Annotated in this window: 19 protein-coding genes, 1 tRNA gene and 1 pseudogene; 15 read left to right on the forward strand and 6 right to left on the reverse strand. The window is 69.0% G+C overall.

What is annotated here, in order from left to right; genetic code table 11:
• The first annotated feature begins 50 nt into the window (after positions 1–50).
• The 9 genes and pseudogenes from VFF46_RS24780 to VFF46_RS24820 all read left to right on the forward strand — a co-directional run bounded on the left by VFF46_RS24780 (position 51) and on the right by VFF46_RS24820 (position 8,191).
• The gene (locus tag VFF46_RS24780; protein ID WP_325039601.1) at positions 51–392 is read left to right on the forward strand and encodes a YciI family protein; all 342 of its coding nucleotides are present in this window, start codon (positions 51–53) and stop codon (positions 390–392) included.
• A complete protein-coding gene (locus tag VFF46_RS24785; protein ID WP_325039603.1) occupies positions 389–1,600 on the forward strand; it encodes an RNA polymerase sigma factor in 1,212 nt (403 codons plus the stop codon). The genes VFF46_RS24780 and VFF46_RS24785 overlap by 4 nt, the downstream gene beginning before the upstream one ends.
• 152 nt (positions 1,601–1,752) lie before the next feature.
• Positions 1,753–1,980, forward strand: a pseudogene (locus tag VFF46_RS24790) (4Fe-4S binding protein); the annotation flags it as partial.
• A gap of 137 nt (positions 1,981–2,117) precedes the next feature.
• Positions 2,118–2,612 (forward strand): NADH-quinone oxidoreductase subunit J, encoded by a 495-nt coding sequence (locus VFF46_RS24795; protein WP_325039604.1) that lies wholly within the window; start codon positions 2,118–2,120, stop codon positions 2,610–2,612.
• A gap of 1 nt (position 2,613) precedes the next feature.
• On the forward strand, positions 2,614–2,931 hold the full coding sequence (gene nuoK, locus VFF46_RS24800) for an NADH-quinone oxidoreductase subunit NuoK (RefSeq protein ID WP_325039605.1): 318 nt from the start codon (positions 2,614–2,616) through the stop codon (positions 2,929–2,931).
• Complete coding sequence (locus tag VFF46_RS24805) at positions 2,928–4,694, forward strand: NADH-quinone oxidoreductase subunit L (protein WP_325039606.1); 1,767 nt, start codon at positions 2,928–2,930, stop codon at positions 4,692–4,694. Before nuoK ends, VFF46_RS24805 begins: the two co-directional genes overlap by 4 nt.
• Complete coding sequence (locus VFF46_RS24810) at positions 4,691–6,238, forward strand: NADH-quinone oxidoreductase subunit M (RefSeq protein WP_325039607.1); 1,548 nt, start codon at positions 4,691–4,693, stop codon at positions 6,236–6,238. The genes VFF46_RS24805 and VFF46_RS24810 overlap by 4 nt, the downstream gene beginning before the upstream one ends.
• Positions 6,235–7,686, forward strand: coding sequence for an NADH-quinone oxidoreductase subunit N (locus VFF46_RS24815; protein WP_325039608.1), 1,452 nt, complete (start codon positions 6,235–6,237; stop codon positions 7,684–7,686). The genes VFF46_RS24810 and VFF46_RS24815 overlap by 4 nt, the downstream gene beginning before the upstream one ends.
• A gap of 22 nt (positions 7,687–7,708) precedes the next feature.
• The gene (locus VFF46_RS24820) at positions 7,709–8,191 is read left to right on the forward strand and encodes a hypothetical protein (protein ID WP_325039609.1); all 483 of its coding nucleotides are present in this window, start codon (positions 7,709–7,711) and stop codon (positions 8,189–8,191) included.
• On the opposite strand, the gene VFF46_RS24825 is transcribed toward VFF46_RS24820, so the two are convergent.
• Complete coding sequence (locus VFF46_RS24825) at positions 8,178–9,029, reverse strand: arylamine N-acetyltransferase family protein (RefSeq protein ID WP_325039610.1); 852 nt, start codon at positions 9,027–9,029, stop codon at positions 8,178–8,180. The genes VFF46_RS24820 and VFF46_RS24825 overlap by 14 nt on opposite strands.
• Before the next feature lie 19 nt (positions 9,030–9,048).
• On the opposite strand from VFF46_RS24825, the gene VFF46_RS24830 reads away from it, so the two are divergent.
• Both VFF46_RS24830 and VFF46_RS24835 read left to right on the forward strand, forming a co-directional pair.
• Entirely contained in the window at positions 9,049–9,639 is a 591-nt protein-coding gene (locus VFF46_RS24830) for an N-acetyltransferase (RefSeq protein WP_325039611.1), read from the forward strand.
• 18 nt (positions 9,640–9,657) lie between these two features.
• Positions 9,658–10,671, forward strand: coding sequence for a lactonase family protein (locus tag VFF46_RS24835; protein WP_325039612.1), 1,014 nt, complete (start codon positions 9,658–9,660; stop codon positions 10,669–10,671).
• Here the strand turns inward: VFF46_RS24835 and VFF46_RS24840 are convergent.
• Positions 10,668–10,964: a hypothetical protein gene (locus VFF46_RS24840; RefSeq protein ID WP_325039613.1), complete on the reverse strand. Its 297-nt coding sequence runs from the start codon at positions 10,962–10,964 to the stop codon at positions 10,668–10,670. The two genes, VFF46_RS24835 and VFF46_RS24840, sit on opposite strands and share 4 nt — an antisense overlap.
• Positions 10,961–11,827, reverse strand: coding sequence for a phytanoyl-CoA dioxygenase family protein (locus tag VFF46_RS24845; protein WP_325039614.1), 867 nt, complete (start codon positions 11,825–11,827; stop codon positions 10,961–10,963). Before VFF46_RS24845 ends, VFF46_RS24840 begins: the two co-directional genes overlap by 4 nt.
• A 102-nt stretch (positions 11,828–11,929) precedes the next feature.
• On the opposite strand from VFF46_RS24845, the gene VFF46_RS24850 reads away from it, so the two are divergent.
• Both VFF46_RS24850 and VFF46_RS24855 read left to right on the forward strand, forming a co-directional pair.
• Positions 11,930–12,709 (forward strand): AraC family transcriptional regulator, encoded by a 780-nt coding sequence (locus tag VFF46_RS24850; protein WP_325039615.1) that lies wholly within the window; start codon positions 11,930–11,932, stop codon positions 12,707–12,709.
• Between the two features lie 10 nt (positions 12,710–12,719).
• Positions 12,720–13,451 carry a hypothetical protein gene (locus VFF46_RS24855; protein ID WP_325039616.1) on the forward strand — a complete coding sequence of 244 codons (732 nt, stop codon included), beginning with the start codon at positions 12,720–12,722 and terminating at the stop codon, positions 13,449–13,451.
• Between the two features lie 104 nt (positions 13,452–13,555).
• On the opposite strand, the gene VFF46_RS24860 is transcribed toward VFF46_RS24855, so the two are convergent.
• Both VFF46_RS24860 and VFF46_RS24865 read right to left on the reverse strand, forming a co-directional pair.
• The gene (locus VFF46_RS24860) at positions 13,556–14,485 is read right to left on the reverse strand and encodes a phosphotransferase enzyme family protein (protein WP_325039617.1); all 930 of its coding nucleotides are present in this window, start codon (positions 14,483–14,485) and stop codon (positions 13,556–13,558) included.
• 57 nt (positions 14,486–14,542) lie between these two features.
• Positions 14,543–15,034: a YajQ family cyclic di-GMP-binding protein gene (locus tag VFF46_RS24865; RefSeq protein ID WP_325039618.1), complete on the reverse strand. Its 492-nt coding sequence runs from the start codon at positions 15,032–15,034 to the stop codon at positions 14,543–14,545.
• A gap of 82 nt (positions 15,035–15,116) precedes the next feature.
• Between VFF46_RS24865 and VFF46_RS24870 the strand changes: the two genes are divergently transcribed.
• A tRNA-Tyr gene (locus tag VFF46_RS24870) sits at positions 15,117–15,199 on the forward strand.
• Positions 15,200–15,438: 239 nt separating this feature from the next.
• Entirely contained in the window at positions 15,439–16,083 is a 645-nt protein-coding gene (locus VFF46_RS24875) for an HAD-IA family hydrolase (protein WP_325039619.1), read from the forward strand.
• 110 nt (positions 16,084–16,193) lie between these two features.
• Here the strand turns inward: VFF46_RS24875 and VFF46_RS24880 are convergent.
• Positions 16,194–16,409, reverse strand: a 216-nt coding sequence (locus VFF46_RS24880; RefSeq protein ID WP_325039620.1) for a hypothetical protein, incomplete at its 5' end; no start/stop codon positions are given.

The raw sequence follows: 16,409 nt of genomic DNA on the forward strand, positions 1-16,409 counted from the left end.
CTGTCGATCCAGGGTGAGGCCGTTCGTGTAGGTGACGAGAAGGAGGAGACATGAACCAGTACGTGCTCAGCATCTACCAGCCCGACGGCCCGCCGCCCGCACCCGAGATCCTCGACCCGATCATGCGCGACCTCGAAGCCCTGAACGCGGACCTCAGGAAAGCCGGGGTCTGGGTGTTCGACGCCGGCATGCACCCGCCCGAGACCGCCACCGTGCTGCGGGCGAAGGGCGACGACGTCCTCGTGACCGACGGACCGTTCACCGAGGGCAAGGAACACCTGGGCGGCTTCATCGTGATCCGGGTCGAGGACCTCGACGCCGCACTGCACTGGGGACGACGCCTTGCCAAGGTGCTCGGCCTGCCGGTAGAGGTCCGGCCCTCGCAGTCGTGACCTCCGACCTGGAAGCGATCTTCCGGGAAGAGCACGGGCGTGCGGTGGCCGTGCTGACCCGGGTGTTCGGCGACCTCGAGATCGCCGAGGACGCCGTCCAGGACGCGTTCGCGGCGGCGCTGGAGAAGTGGCCGGTGAGCGGCGTACCGCCGAGCCCGGCCGGCTGGATCATCACGACCGCGCGGAACCGTGCGATCGACCGCCTGCGCCGGGAGTCCGCGCGGGCGGGCAAACACGCCCAGGCGGCGCTGCTGCACGCCGAGGCCGAGCCGGTGGAGGAGGGTGCCGTGCACGACGACCGCCTGCGGCTGATCTTCACCTGCTGCCACCCGGCCCTCGCGCTGAACGTCCGGGTCGCGCTCACGCTGCGGATGCTCGGTGGGCTCAGTACGTCGGAGATCGCCCGCGCGTTCCTGGTACCGGAGTCGACGATGGCGCAGCGGCTGGTCCGCGCGAAGGCGAAGATCAAGGTCGCGGGCATCCCGTACCGGGTGCCGTACGAGGCCGACCTGCCCGAGCGCGTCCGCGGCGTACTGGCGGTCGTGTACCTGATCTTCAACGAGGGGTACGCCGCGTCGTCCGGTGAGACCCTGGTCCGCGACGAGCTCGCGCTCGAGGCGATCCGGCTCGGCCGGCTGCTCGTCGACCTGATGCCGGACGAGCCCGAAGCGGTCGGGCTGCTCGCGCTGATGCTGCTCCAGCAGTCCCGCCGCCCGGCGCGGGTCGCGCCCGATGGTTCGCTGATCCGGCTCCGCGACCAGGACCGCGCCCTGTGGGACCGCGCACTGATCACCGAAGGCCATGAGTTGGTACGCCGATGCCTGCGCCGCAACCAGCCCGGCCCGTACCAGTTGCAGGCGGCGATCAACGCCGTCCACGCCGACGCCTCGACAACCGCGGAAACCGACTGGCCCCAGATCCTCCAGCTCTACAACCACCTCCTGACCCTCGACCCGACCCCGGTGGTGGCCCTCAACCGGGCCGTCGTCGTCGCCGAAGTGGAAGGCCCCGCCGCCGCTCTCGCGCTCGTCGACGGCCTGTCCCTCGACACCTACTACCTCTTCCACGCGATCCGCGCCGACCTCCTGACCCGGTTGGGCCGCCACGCGGAAGCACGGACGGCGTACGAGACCGCGCTCACCCACAGCACCAACCAGGCCGAACGCGCGTTCCTGGTACGGGCGGCGGATCGGGACGTGGGACGCTAGTGTCGGCGTTAACCGACGGGAGGTGGAGTGTGGGGCTGCCTGGTAAAGGGCTGGTCGAGGGGCTGAAGGTCACTGCGCGGACGCTGGCCCGGCGGTCCGTCACCGAGCAGTATCCGGATGTCCAGCCGGAGTTGCCGCCGCGCAGTCGCGGGGTGATCGCGCTGCTGGAGGAGAACTGCACCTCCTGCATGCTGTGCGCCCGCGAGTGCCCGAGCTGGTGCATCTACATCGACTCGCACACCGAGACCGCGCCGTCGGTCGGTGAGCAGGCGCGGGAGCGCAGCCGGAACGTGCTGGACCGGTTCGCGATCGACTTCAGCCTCTGCATGTACTGCGGGATCTGCATCGAGGCCTGCCCGTTCGACGCGCTGTTCTGGTCGCCGGAGTTCGAGTACGCCGAGACCGACATCCGCAACCTCACGCACGAGAAGGCGCGGCTCCGCGACTGGATGTGGACCGTCCCGGCGCCGCAGCCCATCGACCCCGGCCCGACGGTGACCCCTCCGGAGGACGAGGCGTGACAACGGTGCTGTTCTCCGTCGCCGGCGTGGTGGCGGTCGTTGCGGCCGTCCTGGTGGTGACCTCCCGCCGGATCGTGCACGCCGCGCTCTGGCTGGTGCTCGCGCTCGGCGCGGTGGCCGGCTGCTTCGGCGCGCTGCAGGCCGAGTTCGTGGCGCTGGTGCAGATCCTGGTGTACGTCGGCGCGATCGTCGTACTGGTGCTGTTCGCGCTGATGCTCACCAAGGCGCCGACGAACCCGCTGCCCGGGCTGACCACCGGCCGCAGCCCGTTCGCGGCCGTGGTGGCCGGCGTCCTCGCGGTGCTCCTCGGCACCGGCGTAGTACTTGCCTTCGGCAACGAGAAGGTCAAGCCGGTGCCGGACGGCTCGCCGACCGCGGTCGGGACGCAGGTGTTCAAGCAGTGGGTGCTGCCGTTCGAGGTGCTGTCCGTCCTGTTGCTCGCCGCGCTGATCGGCGCGATCGCCCTGTCGCAGCGGAAGAAGGAGGACTGACATGCCGTTGGTCCTCCCACTGCTGCTGGCAGTGGTGCTGTTCTGCGTCGGCGTGTACGGCGTGCTCGCCCGGCGGAACGCGATCACGCTGCTGATGTCGTTCGAGCTGATGCTGAACGCGGTGAACCTGAACCTGGTCGCGTTCGACGCCTGGCGGGTGACCGAGGCGACCGGCCAGACGCTCGCGGTGTTCGTGATCACGCTGGCGGCGGCCGAGATCGGGCTGGGGCTGGCGATCGTGCTGCTGCTGTTCCGCGGGCACGGTCACGTCGACGCCGACGCGGCCCGGGACCTGGTCGAGCACGAGGAGGCCTCGTGATCGGCACGGCCTGGCGGGTCGTCGGTGTCGGTTTCTCGCTCCTCGTCGTACTGTCCGCGGCGTTGCTGTACGGCGTGACGCCGCAGCACACCACGGCCGGCGGCGCGATGATCGGCCAGGACTTCCGGTTCTCGTACGAGTTCCGTACCGACGGCCTGACCGTCCTCATGCTCGCCGTGGTCGGTGTGGTGTCGGCGTGCGTGCAGGTCTACTCGATCGGGTACGTCCGCGAGCGCGTCGCGTCGTACACCGCGCTCGTCACGCTGTTCACCGCGGCGATGGTGACCGTGGTGGTGTCGGACAACCTGTTCCTGCTGCTGATCGGCTGGGAGGTGATGGGCGCCTGCTCGTACCTGCTGATCGGCCACTACTGGGAGCGTCGCGACGCCCGCGCCGGTGCGATGAAGGCGTTCCTGGTGACCAGGTTCGCCGATGTCGGCTTCCTGTTCGGGATCTTCGTGCTCGGCGTCGGGTACCACACGTTCCGGATCTCCGAGCTCGGCAGCGGCCCGATCGAGCCGCACACGCTGACGATCGGCACGCTGCTGCTGCTCGTCGGCGTGGTCGGGAAGTCGGCGCAGGTGCCGCTGCAGACCTGGCTCCCGGACGCGATGCCCGGTCCGAGCCCGGTCAGCGCGCTGATCCACGCGGCCACGATGGTTGCCGCGGGCGTCTTCCTGATCGCCCGGCTGTTCGACCTGTTCGTGCGCGCCGAGACGACGCTGACCGTGCTGGCGGTGGTCGCCTGCGTGACGATGCTGTTCGCGGCGTCCTGCGCGATGGCGGCCGTCGAGGTGAAGCGGGTGCTCGCCTGGTCGACGGTGAGCCAGCTCGCGATCATGTTCTCCGGGCTCGCGCTCGGCACCGGCGACGGACGGCACGCGGCGCTCTTCCACCTGTTGACGCACGCGGCGTTCAAGGGCTTGCTGTTCCTCTGCGCGGGCGTTCTGCTGCATCAGGTGGGCAGCGCCGCGTTCGTCGTACTCCGTCGGTACTCCCGGCGTGGCGCGCTGCGGAAGCGGCTGCCCGTGACGTTCGTGACGATGACGATCGGCCTCGCCGCGCTGGCCGGCGTACCGGGGCTGGCCGGGTTCTTCTCCAAGGACTCCGTGGTCGAAGCGGCCTGGAGGACGGCGCGGGACGGTTCGGTGGTCGGCTGGATCGTGCTGGTTTCGGTGTGCCTGACCGCGATGATGACCGCGTTCTACTGCCTGCGCCTGTGGTTGTGGGTCTTCTTCCGTACGCCGGCCGTCGTCGGCGCGGTCGGTGCGTTCGAGGACGACGACGCGATGGCGGATCTTGACGAGCCGGACGTGCGCAAGCTCCGCGAGGGCTCGTGGCTGATGCTGGCGCCGATGGTGCTGCTCACGGTCGGGGCGATCGGGCTCGGGTACGCGGACGGCGTGCACCTGAACTGGCCGATCGCGGCGATCACGACCGTGCTCGCGGTGCTCGGCGCGCTCCCGGCGTACTCGCTGTGGCGTCGCGGGGCGGACCCGCGCCCGGTGCTGCTGGAGCGTGAGTACGGCGTGGATCCGGCGTACCAGCGGTTGTTCGTCGTTCCCGTGCGATGGCTGGCCCGGTTGACGGTCGATGGGGACCGGGACGTGATCGGGGCGTACGTCCGGGCGACCGGGCGGGCCGGCGTACTGGCGTCGGCCGGCTTCCGGAAGCTGCAGACCGGAAACGTGCAGACGTACCTGACCGCGGCCGTGGTCGGGGTGGTCGCGCTCGCGATCCTGGCGGGGGTGATCGGGTCGTGAGCCAGTGGTTGCTGATCGCCTTGCTGGCGGTTCCGGCGGTGACGGCCGGGGTGTTGTGGGGGCTGCCCGCGGTGCTGGGGGAGCGGGTCGCGGCGATCGCCGGGTCGGTCGTGTCGGGGCTCGTGCTGGTCGGTTCGGTGGTCCTGTGGTGGGACATGCGCCGTCCGCACTGCCCGTGTACCTACGAATTCGTTGACACCCCTGCTTCGAGAAACCTGCCGGGCAAGTTGTTGCCGTACGCACAGACCGACGTGTCCTGGATCCCGCAGCTCGACGTGAGGTTCCACCTGGCGGTCGACGGCATCTCGATGCCGCTCATCACGCTCACCGCGCTGCTGGTCTTCCTGTGCGGCCTGTACTCGATCAAGATCACGCCCCGGATCGGCCGGATGCGCTCGCTGATCGCGCTGCTGCTGGTGATCGAGACCGGCGTGATCGGCACCTTCGCGGCCGCCGACCTGGTGCTGTTCTTCGTGTTCTTCGAGATCGTGCTGATCCCGATGTGGCTGGTGATCGACATCTGGGGCGACCACCACGACCGGGCCGGGCGCCGCCGGGCGGCGAACACGTTCATCCTGATGACCGTGCTCGGCTCCGCGCTGATGCTGCTCGGGTTCCTGCTGATCCACCGGCAGGCCGGGACGTTCGACGTGGCGTTCCTCGGCGAGCACCCGCTGCGCGGCGGGCACGGGATCGCGCTCGCCGCCGCGGTGCTGATTGCGCTCGGGCTCGCGGTGAAGATGCCGCTCTGGCCGCTGCACATCTGGTTGCCGGACGCGCACGCGAAGGCGCCGACCGTCGGCTCGGTCCTGCTGGCCGGGGTCCTGCTGAAGCTCGGCAGCTACGGCATGATCCGGATCCTGCTGCCGATCCTGCCCGCGGCGACGACCACCATCGCGCCGTACCTGGCCGGCTTCTCGGTGGTCGCGATCGTCGCCGGATCGCTGGCCTGCCTGGCGCAGACCGACGTGAAGCGGCTGATCGCGTACTCCAGCGTCGGGCACATGGGCTTCATCGGGCTCGGTATCGCGACGCTGTCGCCGGAAGGGCTGAACGGCGCGCTGTACGCGAACATCGCGCACGGCATCATCACCGGCCTGCTGTTCTTCCTGGCCGGCGCGATCAAGGACCGGCACGACACCAGCGACCTGCGGGCGATCGGCCGCGCGCTGTACGCCCGGCTGCCGCGGATCGGCGGCCTGCTCACGTACGCGTGCCTCGCGTCGCTCGGGCTGCCCGGGCTGGCCGGGTTCTGGGGCGAGATGCTGATCCTGCTCGGGGCGTACCACCCGGCCGATGCGTTGCCGCGGGCAACGTTCGTGCTGCTGATGGTGATCGCCGGGCTGGGCGCCGTCCTGACGGCCGCGTACTTCCTCCGGCTGATCCGGAACCTGTGCCAGGGCGATCCGGCGGAGTACCCGTCCACCGCGTTCGCCGTCGACCTCAGCCGGATCGAGTTCGCCACGTTCGCGCCACTCGCCGTACTCACCGTGGTCCTCGGCCTGTGGCCGTTCACGCTGCTCAACGAGTGGATGACCCTATGACACTCACGTGGACCGACTGGCAGGCCGTCGCGGTGCCGCTGGTGCTCGCGATCGGCGCGATCGCCGTACTCCTGGTGGACAGCTTCTGGAAGAGTGCGCCGGCCGAGTTGCGGCACACCGTCGTGACGTTGCTGACCAGCGGTGTGATCCTGTTCGGGCTGGTGTTCGTGTGGGCGCAGCGGACCGATGTCAAACCCGCGTTCTGCCGGTCGGCGGTCGAGGGGCCGGCGGAGTGCAGCCTGGTGTTCGAGCCGTTGACGGCCGGGTTGTGGGCGGTGCTGCTGATCGGCGGACTCGGTGTCGTCGGGCTGTCGGCGTACCGGCTGCTCTCCAGGGACGTGCCGATCGGGGAGTACCACTTCTTGCTGCTCAGCGCGCTGACCGGCGCGACGGTGCTGGCGGGCGCCCGGGACCTCGCGACGCTGGTGATCGCGCTCGAGGTGGTGTCGTTGCCGACGTTCGCGATGGTCGGGCTGCGGCGTGACCGGCGCGGGTCCGAGGGTGCGCTGAAGGCGTTCCTGGTCTCGGTGCTGTCGACTGCGGTGATGCTGTTCGGCGTCTCCTACCTGTACGGCGTCACCGGTTCGCTGTACCTGACCACGATCGCGAACCGGCTGAGCGACCTGGACCCGAACCTCGCCCGCGTGGGGTTCGCGGCCGGGCTGTTCGTGATCGTCGGGTTCGCGTTCAAGATCGCGGCGGTCCCCTTCCACGCCTGGCTTCCGGACACGTACGTCGGCGCGCCGGTCGAGGTCACGACGTTCCTCGCCGTGGTGTCGAAGTCGGCCGGCGTCGCCGGGCTGCTGGTGGTCGTGACGTCCGGGATCGCGCCGGCCGGCTCGGAGCTTCGTACCGTGGTGGCGATCCTGGCGGCGGTCACGATGACCGTCGGGAACCTCGCGGCACTGCGCCAGGTCGAGGCGGTCCGGTTGCTCGCCTGGTCGTCGATCGGGCAGGTCGGCTTCCTGCTCGCACCGCTGGCGGTCGGGGACGCGCGGGCCGTCGTGGGGTACCTGGCGGCGTACGTCGTGGTGACGCTCGGCGCGTTCGGAGCCGTCGCGGTCGTGCAGCGGCATCGCGCGGGCGGTCTGCTGACCGACTATCGCGGGATGGTTCGCTCGGAGCCGGGGCTGGCGGCGGCGCTGATCTTCTTTCTGGTGGTGCTCGCCGGGTTGCCGCCGGGTTTCGCGGGGCTGTTCACGAAGTTCGCCGCGTTCCAGGCGGTGATCGACGCGCACCTCGGGTGGCTGGCGATCGTGATGGCGATCAACGTGATGATCGGGCTGGCCGTGTACCTGCGGTGGATCGCGGAGCTCTTCCGGCTGCCCGCCGACGACCCGTTCTCGGTCGACATCGAGACCCCGGCCGTCGCGATGATCTCGCTGTGCGCCGCGCTGACAGCGGTGCTGTCGGTGCTGCCGAGCATCATGTTCGCGCTGGTGACCTGACAGGTTCGGTAGCCTGTCGTGGATGAGAGCGCGAGGCGTCGCCGCGGTGGTTCTGCTGTTCACGCTGACCGCATGCGGTGGTGGCAAGACGGTGTCGCCGCCACAGTCGCCGTCAATCGCCGCGCCGTCTGTTGCGCCGTCCTCCGTTGTTTCCAACACGCCTAGCAGTCCTGCAGTGCCTGCGGCCAAGGACGGGGAGAACTACCGGGCGTGCGCCGACGGCACCTGTGAGGTGCTGATCCGGAAGCAAGCCGTCATCACCCTCAACGGCGACAAGTTCACGGCGACGGTGGCGAAGGGCACGCTCAAGTTCACCGACGCGAAGGGATACATCTCGGTGAGCCGGAGTGGTACCGACGCCAGCCGCAGCGGCGGCGGCAGCGTCTCGGGCGTGGCAGGCGGCATCGCCGCGGTCAGCTGGCACGACGACGGCCGCCCGACCCACATCGCCACACTGACGTACGCCGCCGGCGACACCGTCATCGTCAAACTCACGAAGAGTTAGTCCGCGCGAGGAAGTCCTCGTACTGCGCCCACACCCGGCGCCACAGGGCGTCCCGGTCCGCGGCGGTGTAGTGCGGAAGCGGCAGGTGGAACACGTCCGCGAGCGCGGCGAAGTAGTTGGCGCGATCGTCCAGCAGCCGCTTGTCGACGCGGTCGGAGAACGTCTCGCTCAGGCCGATGGACCGCAGTACGACCACGGATTCCGGCGTACGGCGGAATGCGGAGGCCAGCCGTACGAACGGCGACTCCGGGTCCGCGGACAGCTCGGCGTGTTTCGCGGCGAACGCCTCGAGCGGGACCGGCGACGCCTCGAAGTCCATGCCGATCAGGTTCGCGCGCGGGTCGTGGTCGAGGCGCCAGCCGTCGGTGATCTCGGACGGGCGGAGGTGCAGCGTGAACGGGTACTGCGTCGCCGTACCCGTCTCAAGTGGCATGGGCTGTCGTAGCCCGTCACCGAGGCCGGCGTCGACCAGCCAGACCCGGTCCGGGTCCTCGGCCAGCCCGCTCACCGTCAGCACCAGGTGGCTGCCGTCGATGACGCTAGGCCGGTTGACCGTCTCCACGCCGCCGCGATGCAGCTCTACGCGGTACCCGAGCTCGGCCAGCAGCAACGCGAACGTGCCGTTCAGCTGGAAGCAGTACCCGCCGGTCTCGCGCGCGACGATCCGCTTCGCGACCTCTTCCGGATCGAACGCGCCACCGGGCGTCAGTTGGTACTGCACGGTCTCGTACGGCACCTGGTCCACGAAGGCCTCGTGCAGTTGCGTCAGCGCCTCCAGCCGGGGCGGGCCGTCGTACCGGTCGATCCCGATCCGTTGCAGAAACGCCGCGGTGTCCATGCGCCTTAGGCTAGGCGAGGTGATCGACGTCCTCGACGGAACTGCAGCTCTTGCCATCGCCGACGAGCTCGGGACGGTGTTCGCCGCGGCCTTCGGGCCGGAGGAGGACACCGAACGGTTCACCACCGAGACGCTCCCGGCGCACTCGACCCGCGACGCCTTCCGGCTCGTGACTGCCAGGACTCCGCGTCCGGCCGGCGTCCCGGGCCCGGCCGCGGGCGCCGGGTCGCTGGACGTCGCCGGCGTCATGGGCGGCAGCGGGCCGCTTGTCGGATTCGCGTACGGGTTCACCGGGGAGCGCGGGCAGTGGTGGCCGGACCGGGTGGTGGAGGCGGTCGGGCCGGAGCTCGCCGCGGAGTGGGTCGGCGGGCACTTCGAGGTCGTCGAGCTCGCCGTCCATCCAGACGCGCAGCGACGGGGGCTCGGCGCGGCGCTGATGACCGAGCTGCTGCGCGACCTCCCGCATCGGCGGGCGTTGCTCGGCACGGACGTCGACGACGGCCCGGCGCCGCGCCTGTACCGGCGGTTGGGCTGGCAACTGCTGTACCCGGACCTCGGCTGGGGCAGCGCGCTCTACGGTCTGGACAGAGGAGTGCCTCGCGACGGTTGACCTGGCAGGGTGTACGTCATGACTTCTGAGCGGATCTATGTCGGGAGCTACACCAGTCAGACCGGTGGCGGGGACGGGATCGCGTTCGGCCCGCTGAACGGGATCGCTGCGGCGGCGACGATCGCCGACCCTTCGTTCCTGGTCAGGTCCGCGGACGGGCGGTTCCTGTACGCCACCAACGAAGAGCAGGACGGGAAGGTCGCGGCGTTCGCGATCGGCGCGGACGGCGGGCTGGAGTTGCTCAACCAGCAGCCGACCGGCGGCGCGCACCCGTGTCACCTGGACATCGACCCGTCCGGGCGGTACCTACTGTCGGCGAACTACACCTCGGGATCGGTCGCGATCCACCCGATCGCCGCGGACGGTTCGCTCGGCGAGGCCACGCAGTACCTGCAGCGCGAAGGGTCCGGTCCGAACGCGGACCGCCAGGAAGGGCCGCACGCGCACCAGATCGCGTTCGACCCGGCGGGCGCGTTCGTGTTCGACGTCGACCTCGGGTCGGACACGGTGTACTCGTCGACGCTCACCGCGGAAGGGTCGCTGCAGGAGGTCGACCGGCTGCACATCCACCCGGGCGCGGGCCCGCGGCACCTGGTGTTCCACCCGACGGCGGGTGCGGCGTACGTGATCAACGAGCTCGACTCGACGCTCACGGTCTGCAGCTACGCCGACGGGAAGTTGCAGACCGTGCAGACCGCGTCGACCCGGCCGGCCGACTCGCCCGGCGAGAACTACCCGGCCGAGCTGCTGATCTCCGCCGACGGCCGCTTCCTGTGCGGCTCGAACCGCGGCGACAACACGATCGCGGTCTTCGCGGTGGCTTCCGACGGACTGTCGGTCGAGCTGGTGCAGACCATTTCGTCCGGCGGCAACTGGCCGCGACACCTTGCCTTCAGCAACGACGGTACGCAGCTGTACGCCGCCAACGAGCAGTCCGACCAGATCGCGGTCTTTGCCATCAGCAACGGCCGGCTGACCGCTCAAGGTGAGCCTGTCAGCTGGCCGAAGCCGGTGTGCATCCTGCCGGTCTAAACCAGCTTCTCGAAGAAGAACTCGTGCTTGAGGAAGGACACGTCGTACTCGTGACCCGGGTACGGCGGGTTCAGCTGTGACGCCTGGAACAGCCGCCAGCCGTCCTTGAGCGCGTCGAGCCCGGTCTCGTACGGCGGCTCGTCGGAGTCACCCGTGGTGGGGTGGGTCTCGCCGGTGCCGTCGTACGTCGACCAGCCGACCACGCGTGCGTCCAGCGCGGAGGAGGCCAGGTACAGCACCAGCACCTGCTGGCGAAGGCCGGTCAGCTGCGGGTTCTCGGCCGTGGCGGTCATGCCATCTCCTTCTTGTTCGCGGCGTGCGGGTTGTTGACGCGGTCGGCCACCACCCGCTGCGGGCGGTTCGTCACGCGGGTCACCCAGTAGTTCGGGTCGTACGTGTCGTCGCCGCTGATCGCGCGCCACATCAGGATCCGGTTGTACCGTTCGAGCCGGCCGGTGGCGTTCTCGTACCACGGGAAGTTCTGCTCGAGCTCGGCCGCGACCGCGTCGTCGTACAGGTCGTCGGTGTTCCAGAGCCGGACCTGGCGGACCGTCGGGTTGAACCGGATCTTGAACATGTACCGGTCGACGTTGCTGTCGTTCTTGCGGCCGCCGTGCCAGATGCCGTGGTGCAGGAACTGCACGGTGCCGGCCGGGCAGACCAGGCGGGTCTGGCCGAGCAGGTTCTGGTACCGGCCGGTGTCGGACTCGTTCGTCCGGCGCAGGTGGCTGCCCGGGACGCTGAGCGTGCCGCCCATCTCGAGCGTGACGTCCTGCGGGTAGTACATCAGCTGCACGTCGAAGGCGTCGGTCCGGACGTCGATGATCGCGTCGCCGTGCAGGTTCTGCGCCTCGCCCTCGTGCGCCCGGCGGATGTGCACCGCATGGTGGTCGACGGTCGGCTCCGGCCCGACCAGGCTGTGGATCGCGCCCGCCACCTCCGGCAGTTGCACCAGCCGCTGGACGAAATCGCTGTCCACGAACGCCTCCGACAACGGGGTGCCGTACGGAACCCCCGGAATGCCGTTGTTCAGGACCTCGATCGCCTGCTGGTTCATGTCGTCCGGTACGACGGCGTCCATCCGGAGGGCACCGGTGGCGACGAAGTGCGCCATCTGCACCGAGGTGAGCAGGTGCTTGCGATGCGGTTGGGGCATGGAGACTCCCTGTTCGCGGTAGTGGTCACTACTCCTCCATTCTGCGATCGGATGCCGTTGTCCCGCGTGGGTTGTGATCACCACTGGTGGTAAATTCTCACTGTGATCGAGTTGCATCTGGCGCAACCGCCGGAGGTCGTGAACGCCGGCGCCGGAATCCACGGAACACGTGTTCTGCGCGACGTCTTCCGGTTGCCGGACCTGTGGCAGCTGCACCTGTACAACTACTCGGCCGAGCTGACGCTCCTGGGTCAAACGTTTTCCGTCGCGCCGGGCTACGTTTCCCTGACCCCGGCCGGGACGCAGGTGCGGTTCGACTACCGCGGGCGGTCCGAGCACCTGTACGCGCATTTCCGGCCGGTTTCCGCGGGCGAACCGTCGTACGTCCCGGTCGTCCAGGACGCGGGGGAGGCGGCGCCGCTGCTGTCCGGGCTGCTGCGGTCCGCGATCGAGTCCTCGCCGTCCGGGTCGTCGCGGATGACGGCCGAGGTGTGGACCGCGCTGTGGCGGATCGCCGAGCTGACCCCGGCACCGGTCGAGGCGGGCCATCCGGCGGTCGCGGCGGCCATCGCCCACATCGAGGCGAACCTCGCGCAGCCGCTCGCCGTACCGGAGCTGGCGCGGATCGCCCGGGTCTCGCACAACCACCTGACCCGGTTGTTCGTCGCGGAGACTGGGTCGACCGTGGTCGCCTACCTGCGCCGCCGGCGGATGATGCGCGCACGCCACCTGCTGGTCTCGTCGACGCTGTCCATCCCGGCGATCGCGGCGTCGGTCGGCATCCCGGACCTGCAGGCCTTCAACAAGACCTGCCGGCGGGAGCTGGGCGCCGCACCGCGCGCGGTGCGAAATGCGGTCGCCGGAGCCGGGCCCGGGGTCTAGCGTTCCGGGCATGTACGAGTTGATCCCGGCCGGCGAGGCCCCGCAGTACGACGCCGAGGCCGAGCAGCGGTTCGCCGAGGACTGGCCGGAGTTCATCTTCCACGACGCCGAGGTGGCGAAGTACCGCGACCGGCGGGTGTCGTACTTCCCCGAGTGGGAGTTCTACTTCGTGTCCGACGGCCGCCTGATCGCCGGCTGCTGGGGCGTGCCGCTCGCCTGGGACGGCACGGTCGCGGACCTGCCCGGCGGGTTCACGGACGCGCTGGCGCGATCGGTCACGTCGTACGAACAGGGCGTCGTACCGAACACCTTCGTCCTGATGGCAGCCGCCGTACGCTCCGACGAACAAGGCCAGGGCCACGCCGGCCGCGTCATCACCGCCGTCCGCGACCACGCCGTGTCCGCCGGCCTCCCACAGGTGATCGCCCCCGTCCGCCCCACCCTCAAGTCGAGCTACCCGCTCACCCCGATCGAAACCTTCATGACCTGGACCCGCCCCGACGGCCTCCCCCTCGACCCCTGGCTCCGCACCCACACCCGCCTCGGCGCCACCCTCCTGGCCCCCGCCCCCGCCTCCCAAACCATGACCGGCTCAGTAGCCGACTGGGAATCCTGGACCAACATGCCCTTCCCCTCCACCGGCACCTACACAATCCCCGCCGGCCTGACCACCCTCGCCATAAACCGAGAAGCCGACACCGGCCTCTACATCGAACCGAATGTCTGGCTCCGTCACGCGTGAATCGACCGCCGGACAGGAGGTGTCCGGTCGGACTGGCGGGGCTCACGCTCAGCCTGCCCGCTGATCAGGCGTAGTGGGCGTATACGTACTGTCGATCCGCCGTTCTACTGGACCGCCAGCGCGGCTAGGCCTGTAGTGAGAATGCCTTTGGTGACCTGGAGGGCGTACGGCTCGTCCGGGCCGGTGAGGGCCTGGTGGGACCAGTTGATGACGTCTTCGTACGCGCGGACGTGGCGGTAGTAGTGGACGGTTTCCTGGTTGAGGGTGTGTGGGCCGTAGCCGGTGAGGAAGGCTTCCTGCTGGGCGGTTGTGGTCGGGCCGACGTCGCCCATGCCGCCGAGCATGAACATCAGGTCCTGTTCGCGGGGCGCGTGGATGACGTCGTCCCAGTCGATCAGGTGCAGGTGCTTGTCGACGAGTACGTTGCCGATGTGCGGATCGCCGTGGCACACGACGCGCGCCCCGGTCGGCGCGGGCGGACGGTTCGTGAGCAGGTCGGAGATGATCCCGTCGTACTGCTTCCACACCGCCGCGAGCTCCTCCGCGACGTCCCCGTCCGGCGCTTCGAGCCGCCGGCGTACCTCGTCGACCAACGCGGGCGTCCGCGCGTCGATGTGGCTGTGCTTCGGCAGCGCGTCCCGCAGCCGCGGCGGTGGTTCCGCGTCGTGCACGCGGCGGAGCAGTACGCCGTACTCCGACCACTGCTCGTCCGTCAGCCCCGTCTCCGCGGCCCGCGTACCGTCGATCCACGGCGTCACCGTCAACCGCTTCTTCGCGTGCACACTCCACAGACCGCCCTCGGAGGTCCGGATCAGCTCCGGTACGCCGGGCAGCCCGCTGTCGGCCAGGAACGCCGCGACCTGATGCCCCGTGTTCGTCCCGGCACCGCTCCACTTCACGGCGTACGAATTGGTCGCCGTCACCGCCCGCCACACCTGCGCCGCGACGTCCGCGCCGTACGCCACCGGTGTGAGTTCCACCACGTCCAGCCCGAAGTCCGCCAGCAACCACTTCCGCAGCAACGTCTCACCCACACCCGCCAGCATGCCCGGCAACCGCCCCACGAGCGAGCCGATTACCGGGCGGCGCGGTCAGCGGTAGTTCACGAACTGCACGGCGAAGTCGTAGTCCTGGCCCTTGACCAGCGCCTGGACCGCCTGCAGGTCGTCGCGGCTCTTGCTGGACACCCGCAGCTCGTCGCCCTGGATCTGCGCCTTCACGCCCTTCGGCCCCTCGTCGCGGATCAGCTTGGAGATCTTCTTCGCGTTCTCCTGCGTGATGCCGGCGTCGATCGTGGCCACGATCTTGTAGATCTTCCCGGACAGCTTCGGCTCGTCCGCCTCCAGCCCCTTGAGCGAGATCTGCCGCTTGACCAGCTTGTCCTTGAACACGTCCAGTACGGCGTTCACCCGCTCCTCGGTGTTCGCCTGCATCTCGACCGACTCCCCGGACCACTTGATCCCGGCATCCACGTTCTTGAAGTCGAACCGCTGGCTGATCTCCTTCGCCGCCTGGTTCACGGCGTTGTCCACCTCCTGGTGATCCACCTTGTTCACGATGTCGAAGGAGGACTCCGAAGCCATGGCCACAACCTTTCCGATTTGCTGTCAGGGGCACTGTCTGTTGTATCGTCTCCCACGCCGGTTCACGAACCAGCACCACCCTGGCGGGTTGCCCGAGCGGCCAAAGGGAGCAGACTGTAAATCTGTCGGCTTATGCCTACGCAGGTTCGAACCCTGCACCCGCCACACGCAAGAAAACAGGCCCTGACCTGCGGAAACGCAGCTCAGGGCCTGTCTCATGCTGTCCGGCTGTCACCGGCGATCTACGGCTGTCCTTGTCGAATACGTGAGGAAGTTTGAGCGCTAGGCGGCCCGCTCGTCTGGCGTGTCCCTCAGCGCCGCCTCGACTCGCCGCCGGGCGAAATACTAGCTAAGGGCTGTCCCGCAAACCGCCTGCCCGGGGGGCCTGATGGCATGATCGGGGCGTGATCGGTGAACCTGCTCAGCCCGGAGCCAAGAAGTACGTCCTGTTCGATGTCGATGGCACGTTGATCGATGCTATGGACAACCAGCGCCGGGTTTGGCGTATGTGGGCGGAGCGCTACGCGCTGGATCCCGTTGAGGTCTACCAAGTGGCGCTGCGGACGAGGCCGATGGAGACCTTTGCGCAGGTCGTTCCGGACCGTGACCTGCGGGAGTGCCTGGCCGCGTTGCACGACCTGGAGGACGAGGATGTGCGGTCCGGCGTGTATACGGCCTTCGATGGTGCGTCTGAGCTGTTGGACGCTCTGCCTTCCGGGGAGTGGGCGTTGGTGACGTCGAATTACGAGCACCGCGTGCGGGGACGCTTCGCCCGGACCGGTTTGCCGGTGCCGGATGTCATCGTGGATGCCTCCTGCGTCGAAGAAGGCAAGCCCTCGCCTGTGCCGTATCTGCTGGCCGCCAAGCGGCTCGGTGCCGAGCCGGAGGACTGTCTGGTGATCGAGGATGCCCCCTCCGGAGTGCAGTCCGGGCTGGGTGCTGGCATGACGGTGTGGGGGGTCAACACGCCCGTCGCGGTGGACGGCGTGCACCGTCACTTCGGGAGCCTGCGTGCAGCGGTCCCTGAGATTCTCGCCTTCATGTCCTGAGCCGACGGGAAGCATTCCGGCGTGAGGCCGAGTCGTGATCGTAGGCGCTCTGCCGAGTCAGTAATCCAATTGGCTGGTACAGCGTTGCTTGTAAAGCTCCACCGCTGTGGTTAAAGAACATGGCTCGACTTGGTGACCCACCACACTTTCATGAGAGTGTTCGTTACCCGAAGGCGCACCACCTCAGGGTCATGGGTCGGGAATTCTTCCTTCTCCAAGAAGGCGAGCGCTGCCCATGAGCGACCATGCGCGGAGCCCGCGCAGCCACGCCAAGCGGCTAGGGGCAGGAACCTGTTGTCGGCAACCTTGGACGCCTCTTTGACGAC

Source organism: Kribbella sp. (assembly GCF_035655035.1).
Lineage (GTDB): Bacteria > Actinomycetota > Actinomycetes > Propionibacteriales > Kribbellaceae > Kribbella.